Genomic DNA, 26,072 nt, shown 5'->3' with positions numbered 1-26,072 from the left:
CGATGGACAACTCACCCCGACGCGGGGGGATCGACCCCATCTGGTGGGCACCCGTGCTGTTCCTCCTGGCCATCGGACTGGTCGCCGTCACCGCTCTGCTGTTCACGGGGGCGCTGCGTGAGACCGTCCCGCTGACCCTGGTGGCCAACAGATCCGGCCTGGTGATGGAGAACGGCGCCAAGGTGAAGTTGCGCGGCGTCCAGATCGGGGAGGTCAGATCCATTGGTGCAGAGAGCGCCTCGGGCGAGCCCGCCTTCTCGAAGCTGACCCTGAGGATCGACAAGCGTCAGTTCCAGTATCTTCCGAGCAACGTCGCGGCAGAGATCAAGTCCAGCACCGCGTTCGGCGCGAAGTACGTCGACCTCATCGTTCCCGATGACACGGCGGGGTTCGAGCCCCTGCAGCCGGGCGCGGTGCTGCAGTCGCGCAATGTGACCGTCGAGGTCAACACCGTGTTCGAGAACCTGCAGTCGGTCGTGGCAGCGATCGACCCGGCGAAACTCAACTCGGTGCTGTCGGCGCTCGCCGAGGCGTTCCGGGGCAAGGGGGAGGTCATCGGACAGGCGATCACCGACGCGAACGCCGTACTGCTCGCCGTCAATCCCCGGATGTCGACGGTGCAGCAGGACTGGCAGCTGTTCGGTCAGACCGCCCAGGCGTATTCCACTGCCGCCCAGGACATCCTGTCCGCTCTGAAGTCGTTCACCACCACAAGCGACACCATCGCGGGCCACGCGGCGGCACTCAACGACGTGCTGCTGTCGGCCGTCGGATTCTCCGAGTCCGGTATCAGGGTCATCGGCGCAAACCAGCTCAACCTGGCGCGCGCGATTGACACGCTCGCGCCGACGACCGACCTGCTGAACGTGTACTCGCCCAGCTACACCTGCCTGTTCCAAGGTGCTCAATGGTTTCTGGAGAACGGCGGTCGTGATGCGCTGGGCGGCAACGGAAAGTCCGTCATCATGGATGCCGGGCTGCTGATGGGCGACGACCCGTACCGCTATCCGGACAACCTGCCCATCGTCAACGCGCGAGGCGGGCCGGGCGGCAGACCGGGCTGCGGGTCGCTGCCCGATGTCAGCAAGAACTTCCCGGTGAAGTACCTCGTCACCGACACCGGATTCGGCACGGGACTTGATGTGCGGCCCAACCCCGGTATCGGATTCCCGGGCTTCGCCAACTACTTTCCCGCGACGAAGGGGGTGCCTGAGCCGCCCAAGATCCGCTACCCGGGCGGCCCTGCTCCCGGCCCGTTACCCGGCGGGGGACAGCCATGAGAGGCAGAACCATTCGCACACTGGTGCGGGTCGTGCTCTTCACCGCGATGTGCCTGGTCTTCACGTTCGTCCTGGTGACGGTGTTCGGCCAGTTCCGCTTCGACACGCGTGCCACCTACCACGCGGTGCTCGTGAACGTGTCGGGGCTCAAGGGCGGCAACTTCGTGCGGATCGCAGGCGTCGAGGTCGGCAAGGTCCGAGAGATGACCCTGCAGCGGGACGGCACAGTGTCGGTTGAGTTCGACGTCGATCAGAACCTGCCACTGACCGAGGGCACCAGAGCGGCGGTGCGTTACGAGAACCTCATCGGTGACCGCTACCTGGCCCTCGATGACGGTCCGGGCTCGGTGCGAAGGCTGCAGCCGGGCGAGACGATCCCGTTGGCGCGCACCGCGCCCGCACTGGACGTCGACGCCCTCATCGGCGGTTTCCGGCCGCTGTTTCGCGCGCTGGATCCCGACCAGGTCAACGCGTTGAGTGCACAACTGCTGATGGTGTTCCAGGGTCAGGGCGGCACGATCGCGTCGGTGCTGTCGCAGACCTCCGCGCTGACGACGACGCTGGCGGGCCGCGACGAGTTGATCGGCCAGGTCATCACCAATCTCAACACCGTGCTTGGCACCTTCGCCGCCCGCGACAACCAGTTCGCCGACGGGCTGGACAACCTGTCCGAACTCGTTGCGGGCCTATCGGAACGCAAGACCGACATCGCCAACGGCACCGCCTACATCAACGCCGCGGCGGGGTCGGTCGCGGACCTGCTGGCCGACGCCCGTCAACCGATCAAGGACGTCGTGACGGAGACGGATCGGTTCGCCGGCCAGATCGAGGCCGACCATCAGTACGTCGACGAACTGGTCAGAACGCTGCCCGACGCCTACCAGGTGCTGGCCAGGCAGGGACTCTACGGCGACTACTTCGGCTTCTACCTGTGCGACGCCATTCTCAAGCTCAACGGCAAGGGCGGTCAACCGGTGTTCGTCAAGGTCGCTGGCCAGGATTCCGGACGGTGCGCACCCAAATGAACAGGCCCAGAATCAAGCCACTTGCCGAGCGCAACAGGATCGCCGTCGGCGCGGTCGGGATCCTCGTCGTGATCGGGATCGTGGTCGCGTCCTTCTCCTACGACGAGATCCCGTTCGTCAAGGGCACATCCGATCACTCCGCCTACTTCTCCGAGGCGGGTGGCATCAAGTCCGGTAGCGACGTGCGGGTCTCGGGGCTGTCGGTCGGGCGGGTCTCCGACATCCAGTTGGAGGGCACCCGGGTGAGGGTGGACTTCACGGTCGACGACGGCGTCGAACTCGGCGACCGGACCGAGGCCGCGATCAAGACCGAGACCGTGCTCGGCACCAAGATGCTCGAGCTGACCCCACGAGGCGACGGCGAGCTCACCGGCACCATCCCGCTCGAGCGGACTACCTCGCCGTATGACCTGCCGGCCGCTCTGGGTGACCTCACCACCACCATCAGCGGTCTGGACACCGCCCAGTTGTCTTCTGCGCTGACCACATTGGCGCAGACCTTTCAGAACACCCCACCGGATCTGAGGATCGCGCTGGAGGGGGTGGCGCGGTTCTCCGGAACGCTCAACAACCGAGACGCACAACTGCGCAATCTGCTCGCCGATGCCAACAAGGTCACCGGGGTGCTGGCCAAGCGCAGCGATCAGATCGCGGCACTGGTGGTCAACGCCAACGCACTGCTGGCCGAGGTTCTCGCACAGCGGGATTCGATCGACGCATTGATGACCAACATCGCCGACGTGTCGCACCAGATCTCCGCCGTCGTCAACGACAACCGCACGCAGCTGAAGCCGGCCGTCGACAAGCTCAACGGTGTGCTGTCGATCCTGGACACCCGCAAGCAGGAACTGCAACGCACCCTCTATCTGCTGCGTCGGTACGCCATGTCATTCGGTGAGGTGCTGGGATCCGGCCCGTTCTTCAAGGCGTCCGTGGTCAACCTCGCACCCGGCCAGTTCGCGCAGCCCTTCATCGACGCGGCGTTCTCCGATCTGGGGCTGGACCCCAACGTCAAACTGCCGTCCGGACTGGTCGACCCACCCGTCGGCCAACCCGGCACCCCCGCATTACCGGTGCCGTTCCCGCGCACCGGCCAGGGTGGCGAGCCGAATCTGACGCTGCCCGACGCCATCACGGGTAACCCCGGCGATCCCCGCTACCCATACCGGGGACCGCTGCCCGCGCCCCCGCCGGGCGGTCCGCCGCCGGGTCCACCCGCCGCGGCGCCGCAGATACCGACCCCGTTCGTCGGGCCGCTTCCCGTGGCTCCTCCCGCCGACGGAGGGCAGTGATCATGTCGGTACGCACAGCCCGGATCGCGCTGACCTCGGCGCTGGTCGTGATCCTCGCCATCGGCATCACCATGGTGGGCACCCCGTGGTGGAAGGGCGTCAGCAGGGACACCTTCGTCGCGTACTTCGACAACACCAACGGTCTCTACACCGGTGATGAGGTCCGCATCCTCGGCGTGGCCGTTGGCACCATCGACGAGATCGAGCCGCAACCCGACGCCACCAAGGTCACGTTCTCGGTCGAGTCGCAGTACCCGGTGCCAGCCGACGTCCAGGCGGCCGTCCTGTCACCGTCGCTGGTCAGCGCGCGGGCCATCCAGCTCGTTCCCGCATACTCCGGTGGGCCGAAACTGGAGGCGGGCGCCACGATTCCGCGCGAGCGCACCGCGGTCCCGGTCGAGTGGGACGACTTCCGTCAGCAACTGGAGAAGCTCTCGGGCTCGCTGCAACCGACCACGCCGGGTGGGCCGAGTGCGGTGGGAGAGTTCATCAACACCGCCGCGGCCAACCTGCGCGGTCAGGGTGACACTGCCCGCGACACGGTGATCAAGCTGTCCCAAGCGGTTTCGGCGCTCGGCGATCACAGCACAGACATCTTCAGCACAGTCCGCAACCTTCAGCTGCTGGTATCGGCCCTGTCCTCGAGCAGCGATCTACTCGCCGCGTTCAACACCAACCTGGCCGACATCACCACAGTGTTGTCCAACACCCCCAACGAGGTGGCCGACGCGACCCAGGGGCTGGACACCGCGGTGACCGACCTGCGGGCCTTCGTCGCCGACAACAGGGAGGGGCTAGGGGTCACGTTCGACCGGCTCAGCGCCATCACCACCGCACTCAACGACAGCCGCGGTGACGTCAAGCAGGTCCTGCACATCACACCGACGGTGTTTCAGAACTTCACCAACATCTACCAACCGGCGCAGAGCGCGATCAGCGGAATCCTCGCGCCGGTCAACTTCGCCAACACCGTCCAGTTCATCTGCAGCGCCATCGAGGCCGCCTCGCGGCGGGGTTTCGAGCAGTCCTCCAAGCTGTGCGTTCAGTACCTCGCGCCGATCATCAAGAACCGCCAGTTCAACTATCCGCCGCTGGGCGTCAACCCGTTCGTGGGTGCATCGGCACGGCCCAACGAGATCACCTACAGCGAGGACCGGTTGAGCCCGAACCCGCCGCCACCGCCGGTGGCGGTGCCCACCGATCCCGGCAGGGGACTGGAGGGTCTGATGGTCCCCGGTGGCTCGCCGTGAGGCGCGTGCTCACCGCACTCCTGATCGCCGTGAGCCTCACGGCAATCACCGGGTGCGACTGGCGGGGGCTGAACTCGCTGAGCCTGCCGGGCACCGAGGGAGGCGGCGACGGTTCGTACACCATCTCCGCGCAGCTGCCCGATGTCGTGGTGATCGAACGGAACACGCGCGTTCGTGTCGCGGACGTCAACGTCGGCAACGTCACCAAGATCGAGGTGCAGGACTGGCACGCGTTGGTCACGATGCGCATCGACGGTGGCGTCCACCTGCCCGCGAACAGCACCGCCAAGGTCGGCCAGACCAGCCTGCTGGGATCCATGCACATCGAGCTGGCGCCACCGACCGACGAGGCGCCCCGGGGTGAACTCGCCGACGGCTCGGTGATCCCGCTGGCCTCGGCCGGCACGTATCCGACCACCGAGCAGACGCTGGCCTCGGTGTCGATTCTGCTCAACGGCGGTGGCCTGGGCCAACTTCAGGAGATCAACCAGACCTTCGCCAAGGCCCTGGCCGGCCGTGAGAACGACATGCGCAGTCTGCTGACCCAACTGGACACCTTCATCGGAGCGCTCAACGTCCAGACCGATGACATCATCGCCGCCACCGAACGGCTCAACTCGCTGGCAGGCCAGGTCGCCGCGAACGATGAGACGGTGGATCGGGCACTGACCGAGATCCCGAAGGCGCTTGAGGTCCTGGCTGATTCGCGTACCAATCTGGCGAACGCCATCGACTCGCTGGGCAAGTTCAGTGCCGTCGCCACCTCGACGGTCAACCAGACCAGGGAGTCGCTGATCGCCAACCTGCGCAGCATCGCGCCGGTGTTCCGGGAGCTGGCCGACGCCGGGCCCGCACTCACCAGGGGGCTGGACTTCCTATCGACCTATCCCTGGGTGAAGAGCACCATCGCCAACTGGTTCCGCGGCGACTTCGCCAACATCACCCTGGTTGTCGACCTCACCCTGAGCCGCCTCGACAGCAGCCTGTTCACTGGGACGAGGTGGGAGGGCAACCTCACCGAACTCGAGTTGCAGTGGGGCCGCACGATCGGCCAGATGCCGAGCCCCTACACCGCGGGAAACCCGCTGATCGTCCCCTATCACTGGGGGTCGTACTGATGGTGCGCCTGACCCGTGCGGTGTGGACGCAGCTGGCGATCCTGGCGACAGTCACCGTCATCGCCTGCGGCATCATGGCATTCGGATTCGTCAACGTGCCAGCCTTGCTCGGGATCGGCCGCTACCACGTGACGGTCGAGCTGCCCGCAACCGGAGGCCTGTACCCGACGTCCGTCGTGACCTACCGGGGCACCGAGATCGGCAGGGTCACCTCGATCGACGTCGCGCGGGACGGCGTGCGGGCCGCCCTGTTGCTCAACTCTGCGATCAAGGTGCCCTCTGACGTGACCGCTGCGGTGCACAGCCGCTCGGCGGTCGGCGAACAGTTTCTCGAGCTGACCCCCGCCCCTGACACGCCCGCCGGAGCGCCGAATCTGAGCGACGGCGACGTCATACCCGCGGGCAGGGTCCAGATTCCCGCCGATATCGGAAGCCTGCTCGACGCCACCAACACTGCACTGCAGGCGATCCCGCAGGAGAATCTGCGAACAGTGGTCGAGGAGGCGAGCAAGGCCGTCGCCGGTCTGGGGCCCGAGCTGTCTCGTATCGTCGACGGATCCACATCGCTGGCGATCGAGGGTGCGGCGACCATCAATCCCCTCGTGACATTGATCGACGAGTCGCCCGCCGTGCTGAGATCTCAGGTGCAGACCGCAGACTCGATCCAGACCTGGGCGCAGCGCATGGCCGCCATCACCGGTCAGCTCGAGGCCCGAGACGCGGCATTCGCCGGTCTGCTCGACCAGGGTGGCCCTGCGCTGAACGAGGGCCGGGCCCTGTTCGACCGGGTCGCACCCGCCCTGCCGGTGCTGCTGGCCAACATGGTCAGCCTGGGTGACATCGCGATCACCTATCGCTCCGATATCGAGCAGCTCCTGGTGCTCTTCCCGCAGGGGACGGCGGTGATGTCGGCGATCGCGCTGGCGAACTCCGGCACCAAGCAGGACTACCGGGGCATCTACCTCGACTTCAACCTGAACCTCAACCTGCCGCCGCCGTGCAACACCGGATTCCTGCCGGTCTCCCAGCAGCGCTCGGCGGCGGTCACCGACGCCCCCGAACGGCCCGCAGGCGAGCTGTACTGCCGGGTGCCGCAGGACTCCACGCTGAATGTGCGTGGTGTGCGCAATATTCCATGCGAGGGAAATCCCGCCAAACGTGCTCCGACGGTCGAACTGTGTGAGAGCGACGACCATTACGTTCCGCTGAACGACGGATGGAACTGGAAGGGCGACCCGAACGCGACGCTGTCGGGTCAACCCGTGCCGCAGGCGCCGCCGGCCGTCGCCGCAGTGCCGTATGACCCCGCAACCGGAACGTACATCGGACCGGACGGGCAGACCCACACCCAGGGCGATCTCGCCCACCCTGGACACGAGACGTGGCAGTCGATGCTGGTGCCGCCGGGACGGTAGGCGGGCGTTACTTCCTCTCGCGCCAGGCGCGCTCGAACGGTAGGCGCCACGCATTCGGCGCGATCAACTGGTGGATGGCATTGGGTCCCCACGTGCCGGGTTGGTAGAGCTTGACCGGGGGCGGGTCCTCCAGGAGGTGTGTTGAACGCTCCCAGAGGGATTCGATGCCCTCGGCGGTGGTGAACAGCGTGTGGTCACCGCGCATCGCATCCAGGATCAGGCGCTCGTAGGCCTCCAGGACGTCGCCGAGCTCCTCGGTCTCCTGGGTCGAGAACTGCATCGACATCTTGTCGAGCCTCATGCCCGGCCCTGGTCGCTTGCCGTAGAACGACAATGACACCTTGGATGCGTCGGCGAGGTCGAATGTCAGGTGGTCGGGACCCTCGGCGCCGACGCCCGAGCCGGCCGGGAACATGGTGCGCGGCGCCTCCTTGAAGGCGATCGAGATGATCCGCATGCCCTCGGCCATCCTCTTGCCGGTGCGCAGGTAGATGGGCACGCCAGCCCACCGCCAGTTGTCGATTCCGACCTTGAGCGCAATGAAGGTCTCGGTGTCGGAATCCCTTGCGACACCGTCCTCGTCGCGGTACCCGGTGTACTGTCCGCGAACGACGTCGGCGCACCGAATCGGCAGCATCGAGCGGAAGACCTTGTTCTTCTCCTCGCTGATGGCGCGCGGTTCCAGCGCAGTCGGCGGCTCCATCACCACGAATGCCATCACCTGCAGCAGGTGCGTCACCACCATGTCCTTGTAGGCGCCGGTGCTCTCGTAGAAGTTGGCGCGCTGGTCAAGGCCGAGGGTCTCCGGGATGTCGATCTGGATGTGATCGATGAAGTTGCGGTTCCAGATCGGCTCGAACAGCCCGTTGGCGAAGCGGAACGCCAGGATGTTCTGCGCGGCCTCCTTGCCCAGGAAGTGGTCGATGCGGAAGATCTGCCGCTCGCGGAACGTGTCGTGCACGAAGTCGTTCAGTTCGATGGCACTTGCCAGGTCGGTGCCGAACGGCTTCTCCATCACCACCCGGGAACGTTCGACCAGACCGGCGTCGCGCAGCATGGCGATGACGGCACGGGCAGCCTTGGGTGGCACCGAAAGATAGTGCAGCCGTTGTGTTTCTGGAGCCGCCCCGGCGGCGACATTGGCCTGTGCTCCCAGCTGCGCCTCGGCGGCCGCGACGGCCTCGGCAAGGGCCTCTGGCCCGGCGCCCTGCGGCACGTAGGTGATGCGACTGGCGAAGCTCTGCCACTGCTCGTCGGTCAGCTTGTGCGTGCTGAACGCGTCGACCGCCTCCTTGGTCAGCGCGCGGAACTCATCGTCGGTGAGGTCCTCCAGCGATGTGCCCACGACGCGGATCTTCGGGGCCAGGGACGACAGGACGAGATAGGCCATACCCGGCAGCAACTTGCGCTTCGCCAGGTCGCCGGTCGCGCCGAAGAGGACTATTACGTGCGGCGCCAGCGCTGCCTCGTCGTGGCGGTGCGGGCGTGCGCCCGGTGCGGGGTAGGCGATGGTCTGCGGATTGTCCGGCTGGTCTCTCGTCTCTGCTGCCACGGAGTTGATGCTTCCACTCGCTGGTGAACTGCGCACGACACTGCGCAGACCCCGCTAATGTCGCGGCATGGCAACCAGTGATTCGCGTGAAGTCGTCATTGAAGCTACGCCCGAGGAGATCCTGGACGTCATCGCCGACGTCGAAGCGACGCCGACGTGGTCACCGCAGTATCAGAAGGCGGAGATCCTCGAGCGCTACCCCGACGGGCGGCCGAAGCAGGTCGAGATGACGGTGAAGGCCGCAGGCCTGACCGACGTCATGGTGATCGAGTACACGTGGTCTGACAACGGCGTGACGTGGACCCTGGTGTCGTCCGGGCAGCTGAAGGCGCAGGACGCCGGCTACACACTGACCCCGGACGGGGATAAGACGAAGGTCAAGTTCGACATGAAGATCGACCTGTCGATTCCGATGCCCGGCTTCATCCTGAAGCGCACCTTGAAGGGTGGGATGGAGACCGCAACCGACGGTCTGCGCAAGCAGGTCCTGAAGGTCAAGAAGGGTTGAGCACGGGACCCCTGGCGGGGGTGCGGGTCATCGAGCTCGGCGGTATCGGACCGGGCCCGCACGCGGCCATGATCCTTGCCGACATGGGTGCCGACGTCGTGCGCGTGCGGCGACCCGATCCGGGCGAGCGAAGCGACGGGACGAAGAGACCGCTCAAGATGCCTGCCGAGAACCTCGACCTGCTGCACCGCGGCAAGCGCATCGTCGACCTCGACGTGAAGGCCGACCCCCAGGCGTTGCTCGACCTGGCGGCGAAGGCCGATGTGCTGCTCGACTGCTTCCGGCCGGGCACGTGCGAACGGCTCGGCATCGGGCCCGACGACTGCGCGACGGTCAACCCGCGACTGATCTTTGCGCGCATCACCGGATGGGGGCAGGACGGGCCGATGGCCACCACGGCAGGCCACGACATCAACTACCTGTCGCAGACCGGGGCGCTGAGTGCCATCGGCTACCGTGACCGACCACCCGTCGCGCCGCTGAATCTCGTCGCCGACTTCGGTGGTGGGTCGATGTTGGTGGTGCTCGGCATCGTCGCCGCCCTATACGAGCGGGAACGCTCGGGCAGGGGACAGGTGATCGACGCCGCGATGGTCGACGGGGTCAGCATCCTGGCGCAGATGATGTGGACCATGAAGGCGACCGGCTCGCTGAGGGATCAACGCGAGTCGTTCCTGCTCGACGGCGGCGCCCCGTTCTACCGCACCTACGAGTGCTCCGACGGCGGGTACATGGCCGTCGGGTCCATTGAGCCGCAGTTCTTCGCGCAACTGGTCAGTGGGCTGGGCCTGCGCGCCGATGAGGTGCCCAACCAGTCCGAGCTGGGCCGCTACGACGAGATGCACAAGATCTTCGCCGAACGATTCGCGAGCAGGACGCGCGATGAGTGGACGGCGGTCTTCGCCGGTACCGATGCGTGTGTGACGCCCGTGCTCACCTGGACCGAGGCGGCGGTCAGCGAGCACCTGACGGCTCGCTCCACGATCGTGACGGAAGGCGGGGTCACGCAGGCCGCGCCCGCTCCCCGGTTCTCCCGCACACCGTCCGGCCCCGCCGGCGCGCCGCCGCACGTGACCACCCCGATTGACCAGATCGGCTGGTGAATCTCGGTTAGCTGGGCGTACGGCCTGCGACTCGCCGGAGTAAGGACTAAAATTTGCTCTATGGCAGTCAGAGCCAGCCGGGAAGTGGTGTTCGACGCATCACCCCACGCCATCCTCGATGCGCTGGCGGACATCGAGGAGGTGCCGTCGTGGTCGACGCTGCACCGGCACGCCGAAGTGCTCGACCGGCACCCAGACGGTCGGCCACACCACGTCAAGGCGACGCTCAAGATCATGGGCATCACCGACAAGGAAGTGCTCGAGTACCACTGGGGTGACGACTGGGTGGTGTGGGACGCCGAGGACACGTTCCAGCAGCGGGGTCAGCACGGCGAGTACAAGCTGACCCGCGAGGGCGATCAGACGCGAGTACGGTTCGACCTCATCATCGACCTGGCCGCGCCAATCCCGGAGTTCCTCATCAAGCGCGCCAAGAAGCAGGTTCTCGACGTTGCCGTGGACCGGCTGCGATGCCGCGTGACGCGCAATCACGGGTAGCTGCCGGTCAGACTCGTGGTGATCCGAAGGGAATGCGTCCGTAGCCGCGCGCGGTTGTGAGCGATATGCCCACCGGAGTAGTGCTCTTGCCAGATCCTCGTGCCCACAACCATGTCGACGACGTCGTCGAGCAGGCCCGCGGGGCCTTCGACACAGGCGTCCGGCAGATTTGGCTGGCCCAGCAGTTCGACCACGACGCCATCGCGCTGGCCGGGCTTGTCGGCGCGGCCGTACCCGGCCTCGGTGTGGGTACGTCGGTCGTGCCGATCAACCCGCGACACCCGCTGATCGTGGCGTCGCTGGCGCAGACCGCGCAGGCGGCATCGCACGGAAACTTCAGCCTCGGGCTGGGTCTCGGCGCGCACGCCCCCGAGCAGACCGCCTTCGGTACCGCGTGGCCCAACACCATCGACCGACTGCGCGAACACCTGCAGATCCTGCGATCGATATTCGACACGGGTGCCGTCGACTTCCACGGGAACGAGTTCACCGCAAGCCCGGAGTGGCCCGTCACGGTGCCGGGCGGAAACCCAATCCCCGTGTACGTCGCAGCCATGGGGCCCAAGGCTTTACGCGTGACCGGCGAACTGGCCGACGGCACGCTGCCGTTCCTTGCCGGCCCGCGCACCATCGAGGAGCTCATCGTGCCGACGATCACCGAGGCGGCGGCCGCGGCCGGACGTCCCGCGCCGAGGGTCATCGCCATGGTTCCGGTTCTGGTCACCGACGACGTCGACGGGGGCCGTGACGTTGCGGCCGAGCAACTGGCGTTCTACGGGACGATCCCGTCCTACCAGAAGGTCATCGCCCGCGAGGGTGTCGGCTCCGTCGCCGACTTGGCCGCGGTGGGTGACGCGGAATCCGTTCTGCGACAGTTACGTCGCTACCTCGACGCCGGCGCGACCGATGTCGTGCTGAGCCCGCTGCGTGGTGTCGATGCGGATCCGCGCCCGCTCTGGGAAGCCGCCGCGGCGATCTGAGGGTCACGGCATCAGGATGGGCGTGACGTCCAGCCCCAGTGCGGCGCCGGCGTGCATGACCACGTCGTCGACACCGGCACGATCGTGTATTGCCCGGTAGGCCAGCCAGAATGCCGGATCCGGCACCGAGGCTGACGAGAGTCGTGCCGCGAGTGCCTCGATGAGCGCGACAGTGGCGGCCTTGGTGCTGTACTCCAGGACCAGGCATGGTTTCGTGTTGATCTGATCAAACGATGCCAGCCCGTCGATCAGGTAGCCGCCGTCCAGGTCGGCCTGTTCCACCCGAATCGGAACCAGGTGCTTGGTACCGGAGATGGCCCGGCGCGGTTCGGTTTCAGCCGGCTTGTCATGTTCGGGTGGGTTTGTGCGCACCGCATCGAACGGGTCCGTTCGTGACCCGAGGTTCTTCAGGAGCAGTGGTGTGATGCTCAGCCGCGGATGTTCAGCGGGGGAGGCCACTCTGCGCCGGTGCTCTCCGGCCAGGTGCAGTACGTCGGCGTCCGACACCGCGGAGGTCTCGTTGTCGCGCAACAGCTTCGGCCGGGTACTTCGGCGGTACTCCGTCGGTGTCTGATGAAACCAGTCGACGAAGCTGCGGGTGAAGTACTTGAGATCGGAGAAGCCGCAGGCCGCCGAGATCTCCAGCACGGTGGCATCGGTCGCCAGCAGCATGCGTTCGGCCGCGGCGACCCGCAAGAACACGAGCAGATCGCGCAAGCTGATCGAGGACACCTCCTTGACCAGGTGGGACACATACGACTTGGAGTAATGCTGCTGCGCGGCAATGAGATCCAGAACATCACGCTGGTTCGCGTGCTCGACGAGATGGCGGAAGATGGTCAGGAACTTCTCGCGGCGGCCGGTGCTGATGGGGGCGTCACGGTTGTAGTAGTGCTCCAGTGAGTACCCGCCACACAGCAGGCGGATCAGCTCGTCGCATCTGGTGTGTGAAGCCGGCGTTCGGCCGCGCTCCGACGTGGTCGCCGCGTCCTCGATGAGGCCGAGAAGCAGGCCACGCAGCAGGGCTTCCTGCCCGCGCCAACGAGCGAGGTCGAACGACTCACATGCGAAGACGATGTGCTCGACGAATGGGTCGACGTCGGCGAACGCGGCCAGGTCGAAGTGCAGGACGGCTGTGACGTTGTCGGACGAACCCTCCAGGTAGTGCGGGTCGCATCGGTTGATCACCGCGTAATCGCCTGGCTCCAGGTCGAACGCCTCGCAGCTGACCTGTACGTGCAGCTGACCACGCAGCACGTACACGATCTCGACTGCGTTCGGGTGCATGTGCATGTTCGTGGCGCGGATCGCCAGCATGTCGGCGTGCATCGGGGATCCCGGTTCGAACTCGACCGCCGCTTGAAACATCACCCCGCCGCCCGTGTGGAGGCCTCCCGGCCTGCGGCGCCCAGCCTAGTGGGCCGGTTGGTGGGCTACCAAGCGAACAGACCGTCCTTAACCGTGAGCTTGCCATCGCAGAACGTGAGGTAGATGTTGTTGACGTCGTAGATGACCATCGGATCCTGCGTCGGGTCCTGGCGCAGCACCAACAGGTCGGCGAGCTTGCCCGGCTCGACGGTGCCGATCAGGTGCGACATGCCGACGGCCTGCGATCCCACCTGTGTCGCGGCGGTGATCGCCTCGCTGGTTGTCATGCCGTACTCGACCAGTGCGCGGAACTCCAGTGCGCTGTACTCGCCGTACTTGGTGAGCGGCTCGTACACGGTGTCGGAGCCGAGTGCGATCTTCACGCCCATCGCCTTGGCGGTCTGGAAGCTCTGCACGGCCTGGCTGCTGTACTGGTGGCCGAACGCCTCGTCGTGGGTGTCGTACAGGTCGCGGTAGAGGAACGCGTCCGGGCGCGGTTTGGGTTGCGCGGCATCGCCGACCGGAACGAAGTCGCGATACCAGTTGACGATGAGCTGGAGGGTCGGCACCAGGATCGTGCCGTTGCGCGCCATCTTGGCCGCCAACTCCTCGTCGATGTCCTCACCGTGCTCGATGGTGTCGCACCCGGCATCGACCGCCATGTTGATGGCTTCGCGGTTCTCGGCGTGGCACATCACGATCGTGCCCTTCTGCCGGTGCGCCTCCTCGACGCAGGCCCGCAGTTCCTCGAACGAGTAGTGCACGTCGGCATTGCGGTCGTGCGGCCAGTTGTCGCCGCCGCTGGCGAAGACCTTGATCGCGTCGGCGCCCTCCCGCAACAGCAGGCGCACCGACTTGACGATCTCGTCGCAGCCGTCGGCCATGATGCCCCAGACGCCGTTCTCCTGGACGTAGTCGTGCGTGAACTGATGCAGATCGGCATGCCCACCGGTGCGGGTCAGCCCCGGACCGCACGCAATGACCTTCGGGCCGGGTATCTGCTGCTCGAAGAAGAGCCGCTTGAGGTAGAGGCCGTTCCAGGACACATCGCGGGCGGTGGTGACACCGCGTTTGAGCAGCTGCTGCGCCTCGTAGACCGAGCGCACCGCCCGCATCAGCTTGGGCTCGGCGATAACGCCGATCTCCTGGTCGTCGATCTGCGCCCGCCCACCCGACAGGTGGACGTGCGCGTCGATCAGGCCCGGCATGACGTAGTGGCCGTCCAGGTCGAGTTCCTGTACATCACCGGTGCGCCGATACTGCGACATCGGCAGCACGGCATCGATGCGTCCCCGCCGGACGATGACGGCCTGACCGTCGACGGGCGGTCCGCCGTAGCCGTCCACGACGCTGACCGAGGTGAGGGCGAAGTTGTCTGCCACCTTCATCGGGGATTGGACTCCTGTTCCTGTAGGTCGTCTTCTTCCAGTCGCAGTTCGACCGGCTTCTCGCGGAAACCCTTGGTGCTGAACGCCAGGTAGCCGATGCCGAGCACGAGCCAGATCAGGCCGAGCACCTTGGCGGAGGTGTCGACGTTGAACCACAGCACCAGGCTCACCAGCACGCCGACACCGGGGACGATCAGGAACCGAACCAGGTCCCAGCCGTGACGTCGGTTGCCGCGGATGTAGTAGTGGTTGATCACCGAGTAGTTGACCAACACGAAACCGGTGAGCGCGCCGAAACTCATCAACGAGGCTGCGCCGGAGAGGTTGTCGGCGTAGAAGATCGCGCTGAGTGCGATCAACGAGGTCAGCACGATGTTGTTGACCGGTGTGCGGAATCTGCGGTTCAGGGTGCCGAAGAAGCGCCGCGGCAGCGCCCCGTCGCGGCCCATCCCGTAGAGGATTCGGGAGGCGGCGGCGAGTCCCGCCATCGCGCAGATCAGGCTGGCCAGATTGTCGGTGATCAGGAATGTCGTGGACAGCGCGGTGCCACCGATGCGTTCGAGCAGTTCGAAGATGCCGGCATCGGGGTCGGCGATCTCGGTGTAACCCTGCGGCCACGCGATCTGGGTGAAGTACGAGATCAACGCGAAGCCCAGCCCCGCGGCGATCGGCACGATCATGATGGCTCGCGGGACCGTCTTGGCGGGGTCGATGGTCTCCTCGGCCATGGTGGACACCGCGTCGAAGCCCAGGAATGAGACGGCCAGGATCGAGGCGGCCAGCAGAACGTTGCCCGAGTCGAAGTTGCCCGGGTTGAGCAGTGCGGACGGGACGAACAACGATCCGCTGCCGTTGCCGCGCACCACATATCCGGCGATCAGCCCGATGAGCACGACGGAGAACAGGATCTGCGCGGCGATGATGACGGTGTTGATACGACCGGTGGCCTTGACGCCGACGATATTGGTCCACGCGCCGATGACGGCGGCCGCCACCACCCACAACCACGTCGGCACCGCTGGCACGAACTCGTTCATGTAGATGCCGACCAGTAGGTAGCAGATCATCGGCAACAGCAGATAGTCGACCAGCATCACCCAGCCGGTGAGGAACCCGAGCCAGGGATTGACGGCTTTGCGGACGTAGGTGTACGCCGAGCCCGCCACCGGATACGCCTTCACCATCGCGGCGTAGCTGTACGCGGTGAAGCACATGACGACCGTGGTGATCACGTAGGCCAGCGCCATCATGCCGCTGGTGAGGTTGGTGATGATGCCGTAGTAGTTGAAGACCACGGTGGGTGCGAGGTACGCCAGGCCGAAGACGATCAGATACCGCAGGGTGAGGACGCGTTTGAGCGAGACACCCGATGCCGGCTGGCTGTCGTCTGTCATCTGGACCTCCCGGTAGGCGTGCATGGTCGGGGGCAAATGTAGGCCAGCCTCGGTGGGCCCGAACATGCCAAATGCGCTCGGTGGACATGACGATCACGCTCTGCTGAGCGGTGGAGCCCGAAAATGTCGCCAAACCAGATTCCGTGCCGGAACGGTCCTACACAGTGTCAACAGCTTCAGTCGATCCATTACACAGTGGCAAGCGGTGGCCGCTGCCGTACCTGGCAGTGTGACGTGTCACATACAACTCCTGCTTGAGGTCGATAGTCGTGCCCGACACCATCTTCGAACGCCAACCACCATCGGAACACGTTGTGCGCCAAGCGCTGCGCGACACCGAGCTGGGGTGTTTCTGGGCTGCAGACCTCGGCGCGGTACCGCGGTATCCGCGCGCGACCGCAACCGCCCACTACGACTTGGTCATCGTTGGTGGTGGCTACACCGGATTGTGGAGCGCGCTGCTCGCGACACAGCGGGATCCCGGTATCCGGGTGGCGCTGCTGGAGGCGGGGACGATCGGGAACGCCGCCTCGGGGCGTAACGGCGGGTTCGTCGAGGCCAGCCTCACCCACGGTGAGGCCAACGGCCGCAGTCGCTGGCCCGCAGAGTTCGACACGCTGCAGCGGCTTGGCTACGAGAACCTCGACGACATCGAGAAGTCGGTGGTTGAGCTGGGTCTGGACTGCGACTTCGAACGCAACGGCGTGATCAACGTCGCGGTCGAGGACTACCAGGTTGAGGAGTTGCGGCAGTCCTCCCACGGCCCGGATGTGACGCTGCTGGACCAGCGCCAGGTGCGTGAGCAGGTCAACTCCCCGACCTATCTGGCGGGCGCGTGGTCGACCCGCGACGCCGCGACGGTCCAGCCGGCGAAGCTGGCCTCAGAACTCGCCCGGATGTGCCAGCGAAACGGTGTCAAGATCCACGAGAACACCGCCGTCACGGGACTGACCGGTGCGCGCGGGCTGTCGCCGATTCAGATCGCCACCGACGCCACGACGTTGCTGGCCGACCGAGTCATTCTGGCTACCAACGCCTTCCCGTCGCTACTCAAGCGCTACCGCTATCACACCGTGCCGGTGTACGACTACGTCCTGATGACCGAGCCGCTCACCGGTGAACAGCTCGAGTCGATCGGGTGGTGGCGGCGGCAGGGCATCGCTGATATGTCCAACAAGTTCCACTACTACCGGTTGTCCGCCGACAACCGCATTCTGTGGGGCGGATACGACGCGGTGTATCACTACGGTCGACGGATCGACCCGAGCCTGGAGGACCGGCCCAGCTCCTACGCCACGCTGGCACGCCACTTCTTCACCACGTTTCCCCAGCTCGAAGGCATCAAGTTCACCCACCGCTGGGCCGGCGTCATCGATACGTCCACCCGGTTCTGCGCGTTCTTCGGCGCCGCCAACAAGGGGCGCATCGCCTATGCGGCCGGGTTCACCGGACTCGGCGTTGCGGCGACGCGGTTTGCCGCCAACGTCATGCTCGACAAGATCAACTCCCAGCGCACCGAGCGCACCGAGCTGTCCATGGTGTCGTCGAAGCCGCTGCCCTTTCCGCCGGAACCGTTGGCCTGGCTGGGGATCTCGGCGACAACGTGGTCGCTGGACCGGGCCGACCATCGCGAGGGCAAGCGCAACGTGCTGCTGCGGGCCTTGGACGCTGCCGGACTCGGATTCGATTCCTAAGGGAGGCACCAGATGTGCAACGATGTCATTGCCGCCGCGCGCCCGGCCATCCCAGTGAGTCGGTGCCCGCGCAACCTGCCGCCACCAGCGCTCGATCAGTGGAGCTGGCAGCTGCACGGCAGCTGCCGCGACCATCCGGCGGAGGTCTTCTTCCCGGATGAGATCCGGGGTCGACGTCTGGTGCGGCGTGAGGAGACGGCCAAGGGGATCTGTCGCGAGTGTCCCGTCCTCGACCGGTGTCGGCAGCACGCGATGACCGCTCCCGAGCCCTACGGCATCTGGGGTGCGATGACTGCGCGAGAACGCGCCGCTGTGCTGTCCAGGACCGCTACCCCAGCACCTGCAGACGTCTGATCGCCTCGTCCATCGTCTCGTCGCGCTTGCAGAAGGCGAAGCGCACCAAGTGATTCCAGTCGCCGACGTGCTCGGCCTCGGGATCGCAGAACGCCGACATGGGGATGGCGGCGACCCCCGCGCGTTCGGGTAGCTGCGCGCAGAACGAGGTGCTGTCGGTGTAGCCGAGTGGGCGCGGGTCGGCGCACAGGAAGTAGGTGCCGAAACTGGGGTGCACGTTGAAGCCGATGTCGGTGAGCGCGGTGGCCAGCCGATCGCGCCTGTTCTGGAAGGACGCCCGCAGTTCGGCGACCCACGCGTCCTCGGTGTCAAGGGCGAGGGCGACGGCGGGTTGGAACGGGGCACCGCCGACGTAGGACATGTACTGCTTGGCCGCTCGCAGGCCGGCAATGAGGTCCCTTGGCCCGCATGCCCATCCGATCTTCCACCCGGTGGCGTTGAACATCTTTCCCGCACTTGAGATGGTGACGGTGCGCTCAGCCATGCCGGGGTAGCCGGCCAGGGGCAGGTGGCTGTGCCCGTCGAACACCAGTTGCTCGTAGACCTCGTCGGTGATGACCACCAGGTCGTGCTCCACGGCGATGGCGGCGATGGCTGCCAACTCCGCGTCTGAGGCCACCATGCCCGTCGGATTGTGCGGTGAGTTCAGGATCAGCGCCCGCGTCCGAGGCGTGACGGCACGCCGCAACCGGTCGATGTCGATCGCGAAACCGCCTGCGTCGGATGTCAGCGGGACGCTGACCCGATGACAGCCGGCCATCGCGATGACGGGGGAGTAGGAGTCATAGAACGGTTCGATCAGCAGCACCTCGGAGCCCGGCTCCACCAGGCCGATGACCGCGGCGGCGATGGCCTCGGTTGCGCCGACCGTGACGAGCACGTCGGTGTCGGGGTCGTAGTCGATGCCGTAGTGCCGCCTGCGCTGTGCGGAGATGGCCTCCCGCAGCGATGCGATGCCGAGCCCGGGCGGGTACTGGTTGACGCCATCGGCGATGGCGTCCTGCGCCGTCTTGAGCATCGCCGCGGGCCCGTCCTCATCGGGGAAGCCCTGGCCCAGGTTGACCGCGCCCAGTCGCGCGGCCAATGCGGATGTCTCCGCGAAGATCGTCACCGCGTAGGGCCTGAGCCGTTCGACCGTCATGGTCGCCGAGCCTAGGTGCTAGCCGACTCCCTCGAGGGCATCGGTCTCGGTCTGACCGATCCTGGCGATGACATCCGGGCGTTGACGTGCCAGCCGGAAGTACCACGCCAGCGCGACGGCGATGGTTGCCAGGAACAGGTACGGAATCACGTTGAGCGGGAATGCCGGGACCGGATAGACATTCGCGAAGAACGTGTACGCCATGGCGAGCACCGCGACGACGGCTGCGGCCCAGACAAGCCGGTTCGGCTGGCCCGTGCGCCGGGTGTAGATCACGCAGGCGACGGCGACCAGCGAGTAGGCGACCATGTAGCCGTAGGTGCCATAGGTGTCCACCCACACCACGATGTCCATGGGGTGCACGTTGGCTGCAAGCAACAGGATGTCCAGGACGATGGCTGCGGGCCCCGCGATGAGCAGTACCCGGTGCGGGGTCAGATGGCTGTCATGGGTGCGACCGAACCGGTCAGCCACGACACCCTCCTTGCCCATCACGTAGACGATGCGTCCCACCACGTTGAGTGGGGCGACCACCACGGCGAAGAACGACGCACCGACTCCGAACAGCAGGATCGGAGTGAACCACGACGGCATGCCGATCATGACGGAGATGTCCTGCAACGGATTCGCGCTCTCGGCCAGACCGTCCTTCAGCACGGCGATCTGGGTGTACGCAGCGAACACGTACAGAACTCCGACCACCAGGGCACTCCACATGATCGCGCGGGGTATCGCGGTGTAGGGATTGCGCGCTTCGCGGCCCAGTGCGTCGGCTGAGGAGAATCCGACGAAGCCGAGAATGCCGAGCACCATGCCCGTCGCGACACCCTGCATCGGAACGTCTTTCAGCGAGAACTGCGACGGGTCCCAGGCAGCCGGTCCCGCCCACACCAGCGCGAGCACGAGCAGGACGATGATGATGGAGACCGATATCAGCTCCAAGGTCAACGACACTCGCGCCGAGAGCCGGATACCGCGAATGGTGAACAGCGTCGCCAGGCCGCCGAGCACAATCGTGAGCGCGATCTGCCATCCCACACCGTTGGCGGGAACTCCGAGGTCCAACAGGAAATCGTTCATGTACGAGACGGCGCCGCCGAGGGAGCCAGCGGTGATCCCCCAGCACCCGATCAGGAGCGCGACACCCGCGAGGTAGGCGCCGAACGGTCCAAGCCCCTTGGACACATAGGTGTACAGGGAGCCCGCCGATGCGTGACGTCGTGCGAACACCACGACGCAGTAACCGACGGACAGAATCACCACCGTCGCGAGGGCGAACGAGATGATCGTCCCCTTGCCCGCGGTGAGGTAGATGGCCGCCGCGGTGAACGCGATGACAGCGCTCGGGGCGATGTTCGCGATGGCCTGCGCAGCCAGTTCAGGTCCTGACATCACGCCGTGCCGAAGCCCGGCGTCCTCAGAGGTTTTGGTAGGCACGGTCATGTGTGGTCCTCGGGGATTGGGAGTCATTCGTGGGCAACGTTTCTCAGGGCACCAGGAGGGTGCGCAGGGCCTCGCCGGACTCGAGATCGGCGAAGGCTGCGGCGGCCTCACCGAGAGGCCTGCGCGCCCAGATCAGTGCGTCGAGCTTGAGCTGACCGTCCATGTAGCGGTCGACGAGCGCGGGGATGTCGATCGACGGCCGAACGGATCCGTAGTTCGAGCCGAGGATGCGCTGATCGGCCTCGGCGAGCACCAGCGGTTCGAACGATGCCTTGGCTCCCGTCGGGGGGAGTCCGACCACCACGGCCGCGCCACCCAGGCCCAGCATCCGGATCGCCTGTTCGGTGGTGCTGGTGTGCCCGAAGGCGTCGAACGCGTAGTCAACGCCGTCGGGGATCAGGGCGCGGAGCTGTTCCTCGGCGTCGCCCTGGGCGGCATTGATCCGATCGGTGGCACCGAACTGGATGGCCATCTGCGTCTTGTCATCACGAACATCGATCGCGATGATGCGTGCCGCACCTGCGAGCTTCGCACCCTGGATGACGTTGAGCCCGACACCGCCGCAGCCGATGACGGCCACCGTCGCCCCGGGCTCGACGGCGGCGGTGTTGAGGACCGCGCCGACACCGGTCGCCACAGCACAACCAACCACCGCGATGACGTCCAAGGGGGCGTCCTCTCGCACCTTCACCGCGCCCGAGGCGGGCACGATGACCTCTTCGGCGAACGACGAGACGCCCAGATAGTGATGTATCGACTCGCCGTTCGACGACAGGCGCGAGGTGCCGTCGAACAGCGTCCCCAGGGGCGCGACCACGGTGGCGACCTTCTGGCAGCGCGCCTCGTGACCGGAGCGGCAGTAGCGGCACTCGCCGCAGGGCGGCACCCACGACAGCACCACGTGATCGCCGACGGCGAGCGTGGTGACGCCCTCACCCAGCTCAGTGACCACACCCGAACCCTCGTGGCCCATGACCAGCGGTGCGGGCGCGTCCCACTCGCCACGCTTGACGTGCAGATCGGAGTGGCACACGCCGGCCGCGGCGATCTTCACCCGCACCTCACCGGCCTTCGGGCCTGCGAGGTCAACATCGGTGTACTCGATGGGCAGAGCGGGTTCTCGGAAGACGATGGCTTTCACGGGGCTCCTTATGGCTCCTGGCGGGGCGTGAATCCCACGAATCGTAAGAAGTCGGCGACCAAGTTGTCAGCCGCAAAAAGTGTGGTTCGACCGCCAGCAATCATCATTTCGTACACTCGCTGCATGGCCTACGACGTGCGGTCGATCGCGGAGTACCTCGATGCCGAGCTCGTCGTCGGCGCGGTGGACGGGGCGACGCCGGTGGAGGGCGCGATCCCCCTTGCCGACCTGGTGGTCGCGAGTACACCGGGGTACGCCACCCTCGCCATCGCCACAGCGAAGGAGTGGGCACAGGCACTGGACACAGACGATCGGCAACCCCGGTTGACCGGATGTGTGGCGGTCATTGCCGGCGGGCCGGCCGATCCTGACATCAGGGCTGCGCTGAGCGGCCGCGACCTCACCGCCGTCGTCGTGGCTGAGCTGGCCGCCGACGTCGTGCATCCGAAACTGATCGCGCTGATCGCGGCTGACCACGCTGCCGAGGACCGGCGGGTCACCACGGGAACCAAGGTGCTCACACAGGTGGCCCGTCGCGGCGGTGTGGTGGCCGTCGTCGCCGAACTCGCGCACCGAATCGACGGGTGGGCCGTTCTCCTCGATGCGCACGGTGAGGTGATCACCACGGCGGGCGCGGGCAGTCTGCATGTGCGGGACGCGGGATCGGTCGCGTTCGGCCGGCGAGTGCGCATCCGCCATCCGGGACTGCAGGTGCATCCAGTGGGACAGGGCGAGGATGTCAGCGCGTATCTCGTCATAGGTGCGCGCGGGTCCACGAGCCGCAGCCGTGACCTTGCCTCTCAGGTCGCCGCCCTGCTCGACCTCCTGTTGCACACCCCGAATCACCCCGCCACCGAACGCCTGGGGCGTGAGGTGATGCTGTCGACTCTGCTGCGTGGCGGCGCCGAGGCGGCAACCCTGTTGCGCCGCTGGGGAGTTCACGACCCATCGCTGACGGCCTTCGCGGTCTCATCTCAGTCGCGTGCCATCGACCCCGAACGCCAGACCATCCGCTGGCTCGACGAGCTGGGCGCCGTCCACGTCGTGTCGGCCGAGCGCGGGAGGGTGCTCGGTTTCATCGGTGACGATCGCGCGACCGAACTCGCCACGATGGTGGAACGACTGAGTGCCGACGCCGGTATGCCACTGCGGATGGGACTGGGTTCGTCGGCGAAACCCGAGGCGCTGGCCCGATCTGCCGCCGAGGCACGGCAGGCGCTGGAGATCGCAGTCGTCGACTCACGCCCGGTGGTCTGGTACCGCACGTTGGCCACGGTCTCCTATGTCCTGGATCATCTCGACGACAGCGCAACGACGCGCATCGCCGCGGTGCTGGACCCGCTGCGGGACGACGGCGGTCGTCACGGCGAGCTGGTGCGGACGCTCGAGGTCTACCTGGCCGAACACGGCGCGTGGGGATCCTCGGCCAGCCGGCTGCAGATCCATCGTCAGACCCTGGCGGCCCGGATACAGCGCATCGAGGAACTCACCGGGCTGTCGATGTCCAGTCCGGACGACCGGGCTGCGGCGTGGCTGGCAATTCGTGCCCTGAAGAGCCCGGTGCGGCCTCGAGTCGGTTGACGCCCAGGGAATGAATGGTGCCGTCGACGCGCTTCATTGCTGCGTGACTTTCAAACTCGACGGCGACGCCGCACTGCTGAAGCCCATCCAGGTCGGCGCCACCACCGCCGAGAACCGAATTTTCATGGCGCCGTTGACGCGATCGCGTGCGCAGTCCGACGGCACCCCGTCTGAACTCGCGGCGCAGTACTACGCGCAGCGCGCATCCGCGGGCATCATCATCAGCGAGGCCACGGCGGTGTCCCAAGGTGGCAATGGCGCGTACGTCAACACCCCCGGCAATTACACCGACCGTCATCAGGAGAAGTGGGCTGAGGTCGCCGACGCGGTGCATGACGCGGGTGGCCGGATGTTCATGCAGCTGTGGCACGTCGGGCGGATGGCACACCCGGAGATCAGCGGCGTCGAATCGGTGGCACCCTCGGCGGTCGCGGCCGACATGTCGGCGCACACACCGACCGGCAAGAAGCCGCTGCCCGTGCCCCGTGCGCTGGGCACCACCGAACTCGCACCGATCGTCGAGCAGTTCAGGGCTGCGGCGCGCCGTGCGGTCGACGCGGGCATGGACGGCGTCGAGATCCACGCCGCGAACGGCTACCTGCTGCACCAGTTCGCCTCCGATGTCACCAATCGGCGCACCGACGCCTACGGCGGTTCGCCGGAGAACCGGGCCCGCCTGGCAGCCGAGGTCGTCGAGGCCGTCGCCGCGGAGATCGGCGCGGGCCGCGTTGGGCTGCGCATCTCGCCGGGCAACACCGCGGGCGGTATGGCTGAGGTGGACACCGTCGGCGTGTACGAGGCGCTGCTGAATCGGATCTCCGCACTCGACATGGCCTATCTTCATGTCCTGATCGACCCCTCGGCACCCGAGTTCGGCACGATTCGCGCACTGTGGTCGGGGACCCTGGTGCTGAACACCGGCCGAAATGTGGACACGAAGTTCTGCCAGCTCGAGGAACTCGCCGAGTGGGGCGTGATCGGCGCCGCGGCCGTCGGCCGAGGATTCCTCGCCAATCCGGATCTCATCGATCGACTCCGCGTCGGCGCGGAACTCAACGAGCCGGACGTCGCCACGTTCTACGCGCCCGGTCCCGTCGGCTACACCGACTACCCGACGCTGGCCGATCTCCGGCAACCCGAGTCCGCCTGACGCATCTCCACCCCTCCCGCGAGACGACGTCGCAGGGGAGGCTCCAGAAGGCTCGGACGCTGCCCAACCAACGGGTTGGGCGGGGCTGATAGGCTGGGCAAAGCGAGGACTAGCCTCCTACGTGGGCACGCGCCTGCTCTACCCAATTGCACCGAACCATACATAGGCCTGGAGAGTCAGAACATGTCTGAAGAAGCCTTCATCTACGAGGCGATCCGCACGCCGCGTGGTAAGCAGCGCGGCGGCGCGCTCAACGAGATCAAGCCGGTCAACCTCGTCGTCGGTCTGATCGATGAGATCCGCCACCGCCACCCCGATCTGGACGAGAACCTGATCAGCGACGTCATCCTCGGCGTCGTCTCGCCGGTGGGTGACCAGGGCGGAGACATCGCCCGTACCGCCGCGCTCGTGGCCAAGCTCCCCGAGACCACCGGTGGCTTCCAGCTCAACCGGTTCTGCGCGTCGGGCCTCGAGGCCGTCAACACCGCCGCGCAGAAGGTGCGCTCCGGGTGGGACGACCTGGTGCTGGCCGGCGGTGTCGAGTCGATGAGCCGCGTGCCCATGGGTTCCGACGGCGGCGCCTGGGCCTCTGACCCCGAGACCAACTACCGGATCGGTTTCGTGCCCCAGGGCATCGGCGCCGACCTCATCGCCACCATCGAGGGCTTCTCGCGTGAGGACGTCGACGCCTACGCCGCGCGTTCGCAGCAGCGGGCCGCCGACGCATGGTCGGGTGGCTACTTCGCCAAGTCCGTGGTGCCGGTTCGTGACCAGAACGGCCTGATCGTTCTCGACCACGACGAGCACATGCGGCCCGGTTCCACCGTGGAGAGCCTCGGCAAGCTCAAGACCGCGTTCGACGGTATCGGCGCGATGGGCGGTTTCGATGACGTGGCGCTGCAGAAGTACCACTTCGTCGAGCGGATCAACCACGTCCACACCGGTGGCAACAGCTCGGGCATCGTCGACGGCGCGGCGCTGGTGCTGATCGGCTCCGAGGCCGCAGGCAAGTCTCAGGGACTGACCCCGCGGGCCCGGATCGTGGCCACCGCCACCAGCGGTGCGGATCCCGTCATCATGCTGACCGGTCCGACCCCGGCCACGCGCAAGGTGCTCGACCGCGCGGGCTTGACGGTCGACGATATCGACCTGTTCGAGCTGAACGAGGCGTTCGCCTCGGTGGTGCTCAAGTTCCAGAAGGATCTGAACATCCCCGACGAGAAGCTCAACGTCAACGGTGGCGCGATCGCGATGGGGCACCCGCTGGGTGCCACCGGCGCAATGATCACCGGAACCATGGTCGACGAACTCGAGCGCCGCGGCGCTCGTCGTGCCCTGATCACGCTCTGTGTGGGCGGCGGCATGGGCGTGGCCACCATCATCGAGAGGGTTTAAGC

The 26,072-nt window shown here is 66.4% G+C and carries 22 protein-coding genes; 15 read left to right on the top strand and 7 right to left on the bottom strand.

From position 1 onward, the window contains the following. Nucleotides 1–2 precede the first annotated feature (2 nt). From ABIA65_RS11700 to ABIA65_RS11675, 6 genes are read left to right on the top strand one after another with little or no spacing between them, the layout of a single operon-like run. Nucleotides 3–1,280, top strand: coding sequence for an MCE family protein (locus ABIA65_RS11700; protein WP_354523591.1), 1,278 nt, complete (start codon nt 3–5; stop codon nt 1,278–1,280). Continuing rightward, nucleotides 1,277–2,305 (top strand): MCE family protein, encoded by a 1,029-nt coding sequence (locus ABIA65_RS11695; RefSeq protein WP_354523590.1) that lies wholly within the window; start codon nt 1,277–1,279, stop codon nt 2,303–2,305. The genes ABIA65_RS11700 and ABIA65_RS11695 overlap by 4 nt, the downstream gene beginning before the upstream one ends. Continuing rightward, nucleotides 2,302–3,597: an MCE family protein gene (locus tag ABIA65_RS11690; protein WP_502919546.1), complete on the top strand. Its 1,296-nt coding sequence runs from the start codon at nt 2,302–2,304 to the stop codon at nt 3,595–3,597. The genes ABIA65_RS11695 and ABIA65_RS11690 overlap by 4 nt, the downstream gene beginning before the upstream one ends. Further along, entirely contained in the window at nt 3,594–4,847 is a 1,254-nt protein-coding gene (locus ABIA65_RS11685) for an MCE family protein (RefSeq protein ID WP_502919545.1), read from the top strand. The genes ABIA65_RS11690 and ABIA65_RS11685 overlap by 4 nt, the downstream gene beginning before the upstream one ends. Then, nucleotides 4,844–5,965 carry an MCE family protein gene (locus ABIA65_RS11680; RefSeq protein ID WP_354523588.1) on the top strand — a complete coding sequence of 374 codons (1,122 nt, stop codon included), beginning with the start codon at nt 4,844–4,846 and terminating at the stop codon, nt 5,963–5,965. The genes ABIA65_RS11685 and ABIA65_RS11680 overlap by 4 nt, the downstream gene beginning before the upstream one ends. Then, complete coding sequence (locus ABIA65_RS11675; protein WP_354523587.1) at nt 5,965–7,380, top strand: MCE family protein; 1,416 nt, start codon at nt 5,965–5,967, stop codon at nt 7,378–7,380. Before ABIA65_RS11680 ends, ABIA65_RS11675 begins: the two co-directional genes overlap by 1 nt. A 7-nt stretch (nt 7,381–7,387) precedes the next feature. Here ABIA65_RS11675 and zwf read toward each other — a convergent pair whose 3' ends face one another. Beyond that, entirely contained in the window at nt 7,388–8,932 is a 1,545-nt protein-coding gene (gene zwf / locus ABIA65_RS11670) for a glucose-6-phosphate dehydrogenase (RefSeq protein ID WP_354523586.1), read from the bottom strand. Between the two features lie 67 nt (nt 8,933–8,999). On the opposite strand from zwf, the gene ABIA65_RS11665 reads away from it, so the two are divergent. From ABIA65_RS11665 to ABIA65_RS11650, 4 genes are all read left to right on the top strand, one after another. Next, nucleotides 9,000–9,440 (top strand): SRPBCC family protein, encoded by a 441-nt coding sequence (locus ABIA65_RS11665; RefSeq protein WP_241403161.1) that lies wholly within the window; start codon nt 9,000–9,002, stop codon nt 9,438–9,440. After that, nucleotides 9,437–10,543: a CaiB/BaiF CoA transferase family protein gene (locus ABIA65_RS11660; protein WP_354523585.1), complete on the top strand. Its 1,107-nt coding sequence runs from the start codon at nt 9,437–9,439 to the stop codon at nt 10,541–10,543. Before ABIA65_RS11665 ends, ABIA65_RS11660 begins: the two co-directional genes overlap by 4 nt. A 60-nt stretch (nt 10,544–10,603) precedes the next feature. Continuing rightward, nucleotides 10,604–11,041 carry an SRPBCC family protein gene (locus ABIA65_RS11655; protein ID WP_241403163.1) on the top strand — a complete coding sequence of 146 codons (438 nt, stop codon included), beginning with the start codon at nt 10,604–10,606 and terminating at the stop codon, nt 11,039–11,041. 65 nt (nt 11,042–11,106) lie between these two features. Further along, entirely contained in the window at nt 11,107–12,021 is a 915-nt protein-coding gene (locus ABIA65_RS11650; protein WP_354523584.1) for an LLM class F420-dependent oxidoreductase, read from the top strand. 3 nt (nt 12,022–12,024) lie between these two features. Here the strand turns inward: ABIA65_RS11650 and ABIA65_RS11645 are convergent, their stop codons facing one another. The 3 genes from ABIA65_RS11645 to ABIA65_RS11635 all read right to left on the bottom strand — a co-directional run bounded on the left by ABIA65_RS11645 (nt 12,025) and on the right by ABIA65_RS11635 (nt 16,171). Beyond that, the gene (locus ABIA65_RS11645) at nt 12,025–13,389 is read right to left on the bottom strand and encodes an AraC family transcriptional regulator (RefSeq protein WP_354523583.1); all 1,365 of its coding nucleotides are present in this window, start codon (nt 13,387–13,389) and stop codon (nt 12,025–12,027) included. Between the two features lie 65 nt (nt 13,390–13,454). Beyond that, nucleotides 13,455–14,777 carry a metal-dependent hydrolase family protein gene (locus ABIA65_RS11640; RefSeq protein ID WP_354523582.1) on the bottom strand — a complete coding sequence of 441 codons (1,323 nt, stop codon included), beginning with the start codon at nt 14,775–14,777 and terminating at the stop codon, nt 13,455–13,457. After that, nucleotides 14,774–16,171 carry an APC family permease gene (locus tag ABIA65_RS11635; protein ID WP_241403167.1) on the bottom strand — a complete coding sequence of 466 codons (1,398 nt, stop codon included), beginning with the start codon at nt 16,169–16,171 and terminating at the stop codon, nt 14,774–14,776. The genes ABIA65_RS11640 and ABIA65_RS11635 overlap by 4 nt, the downstream gene beginning before the upstream one ends. A 269-nt stretch (nt 16,172–16,440) precedes the next feature. Between ABIA65_RS11635 and ABIA65_RS11630 the strand changes: the two genes are divergently transcribed. Then, nucleotides 16,441–17,865 (top strand): NAD(P)/FAD-dependent oxidoreductase, encoded by a 1,425-nt coding sequence (locus tag ABIA65_RS11630; RefSeq protein WP_241403168.1) that lies wholly within the window; start codon nt 16,441–16,443, stop codon nt 17,863–17,865. Between the two features lie 12 nt (nt 17,866–17,877). After that, nucleotides 17,878–18,219, top strand: a complete 342-nt coding sequence (locus tag ABIA65_RS11625; protein ID WP_354523581.1) for a WhiB family transcriptional regulator — start codon at nt 17,878–17,880, stop codon at nt 18,217–18,219. Here the strand turns inward: ABIA65_RS11625 and ABIA65_RS11620 are convergent. Genes ABIA65_RS11620 through ABIA65_RS11610 form a run of 3 tightly spaced genes read right to left on the bottom strand, consistent with a single transcriptional unit; the run spans nt 18,194 to nt 21,944 of the window. Then, the gene (locus ABIA65_RS11620; protein ID WP_354523580.1) at nt 18,194–19,360 is read right to left on the bottom strand and encodes a pyridoxal phosphate-dependent aminotransferase; all 1,167 of its coding nucleotides are present in this window, start codon (nt 19,358–19,360) and stop codon (nt 18,194–18,196) included. The two genes, ABIA65_RS11625 and ABIA65_RS11620, sit on opposite strands and share 26 nt — an antisense overlap. A gap of 18 nt (nt 19,361–19,378) precedes the next feature. Next, on the bottom strand, nt 19,379–20,803 hold the full coding sequence (locus ABIA65_RS11615) for an APC family permease (protein ID WP_241403171.1): 1,425 nt from the start codon (nt 20,801–20,803) through the stop codon (nt 19,379–19,381). Nucleotides 20,804–20,846: 43 nt separating this feature from the next. Further along, nucleotides 20,847–21,944, bottom strand: a complete 1,098-nt coding sequence (locus ABIA65_RS11610; RefSeq protein WP_241403172.1) for an alcohol dehydrogenase catalytic domain-containing protein — start codon at nt 21,942–21,944, stop codon at nt 20,847–20,849. 123 nt (nt 21,945–22,067) lie between these two features. Here ABIA65_RS11610 and ABIA65_RS11605 point away from each other — a divergent pair, with 123 nt between their 5' ends. The 3 genes from ABIA65_RS11605 (at nt 22,068) to ABIA65_RS11595 (ending at nt 26,070) form a co-directional block, all read left to right on the top strand. Further along, on the top strand, nt 22,068–23,525 hold the full coding sequence (locus tag ABIA65_RS11605; protein WP_354523579.1) for a PucR family transcriptional regulator: 1,458 nt from the start codon (nt 22,068–22,070) through the stop codon (nt 23,523–23,525). A 43-nt stretch (nt 23,526–23,568) separates the two neighbouring features. Then, nucleotides 23,569–24,675 (top strand): alkene reductase, encoded by a 1,107-nt coding sequence (locus ABIA65_RS11600; protein WP_354523578.1) that lies wholly within the window; start codon nt 23,569–23,571, stop codon nt 24,673–24,675. A 183-nt stretch (nt 24,676–24,858) separates the two neighbouring features. Next, nucleotides 24,859–26,070 carry an acetyl-CoA C-acetyltransferase gene (locus ABIA65_RS11595; RefSeq protein WP_241403175.1) on the top strand — a complete coding sequence of 404 codons (1,212 nt, stop codon included), beginning with the start codon at nt 24,859–24,861 and terminating at the stop codon, nt 26,068–26,070. Nucleotides 26,071–26,072 lie beyond the last annotated feature (2 nt).

This window comes from Mycolicibacterium sp. 624 (assembly GCF_040548615.1).
GTDB lineage: Bacteria > Actinomycetota > Actinomycetes > Mycobacteriales > Mycobacteriaceae > Mycobacterium.
Note: the sequence above shows the minus strand (reverse complement) of the source record. Positions and strands in the feature narration are given on the sequence as shown.

Coding starts and splice junctions, on each gene's coding strand:
- ABIA65_RS11615 (WP_241403171.1), bottom strand. CDS start 20,803: ATGACCGTGCCTACCAAAACCTCTGAGGACGCCGGGCTTCGGCACGGC.
- ABIA65_RS11605 (WP_354523579.1), top strand. CDS start 22,068: ATGGCCTACGACGTGCGGTCGATCGCGGAGTACCTCGATGCCGAGCTC.
- ABIA65_RS11640 (WP_354523582.1), bottom strand. CDS start 14,777: ATGAAGGTGGCAGACAACTTCGCCCTCACCTCGGTCAGCGTCGTGGAC.
- ABIA65_RS11665 (WP_241403161.1), top strand. CDS start 9,000: ATGGCAACCAGTGATTCGCGTGAAGTCGTCATTGAAGCTACGCCCGAG.
- ABIA65_RS11595 (WP_241403175.1), top strand. CDS start 24,859: ATGTCTGAAGAAGCCTTCATCTACGAGGCGATCCGCACGCCGCGTGGT.
- ABIA65_RS11645 (WP_354523583.1), bottom strand. CDS start 13,389: ATGTTTCAAGCGGCGGTCGAGTTCGAACCGGGATCCCCGATGCACGCC.
- ABIA65_RS11700 (WP_354523591.1), top strand. CDS start 3: ATGGACAACTCACCCCGACGCGGGGGGATCGACCCCATCTGGTGGGCA.
- ABIA65_RS11635 (WP_241403167.1), bottom strand. CDS start 16,171: ATGACAGACGACAGCCAGCCGGCATCGGGTGTCTCGCTCAAACGCGTC.
- ABIA65_RS11690 (WP_502919546.1), top strand. CDS start 2,302: ATGAACAGGCCCAGAATCAAGCCACTTGCCGAGCGCAACAGGATCGCC.
- ABIA65_RS11655 (WP_241403163.1), top strand. CDS start 10,604: ATGGCAGTCAGAGCCAGCCGGGAAGTGGTGTTCGACGCATCACCCCAC.
- ABIA65_RS11675 (WP_354523587.1), top strand. CDS start 5,965: ATGGTGCGCCTGACCCGTGCGGTGTGGACGCAGCTGGCGATCCTGGCG.
- ABIA65_RS11620 (WP_354523580.1), bottom strand. CDS start 19,360: ATGACGGTCGAACGGCTCAGGCCCTACGCGGTGACGATCTTCGCGGAG.
- ABIA65_RS11695 (WP_354523590.1), top strand. CDS start 1,277: ATGAGAGGCAGAACCATTCGCACACTGGTGCGGGTCGTGCTCTTCACC.
- ABIA65_RS11650 (WP_354523584.1), top strand. CDS start 11,107: ATGCCCACCGGAGTAGTGCTCTTGCCAGATCCTCGTGCCCACAACCAT.
- ABIA65_RS11625 (WP_354523581.1), top strand. CDS start 17,878: ATGTGCAACGATGTCATTGCCGCCGCGCGCCCGGCCATCCCAGTGAGT.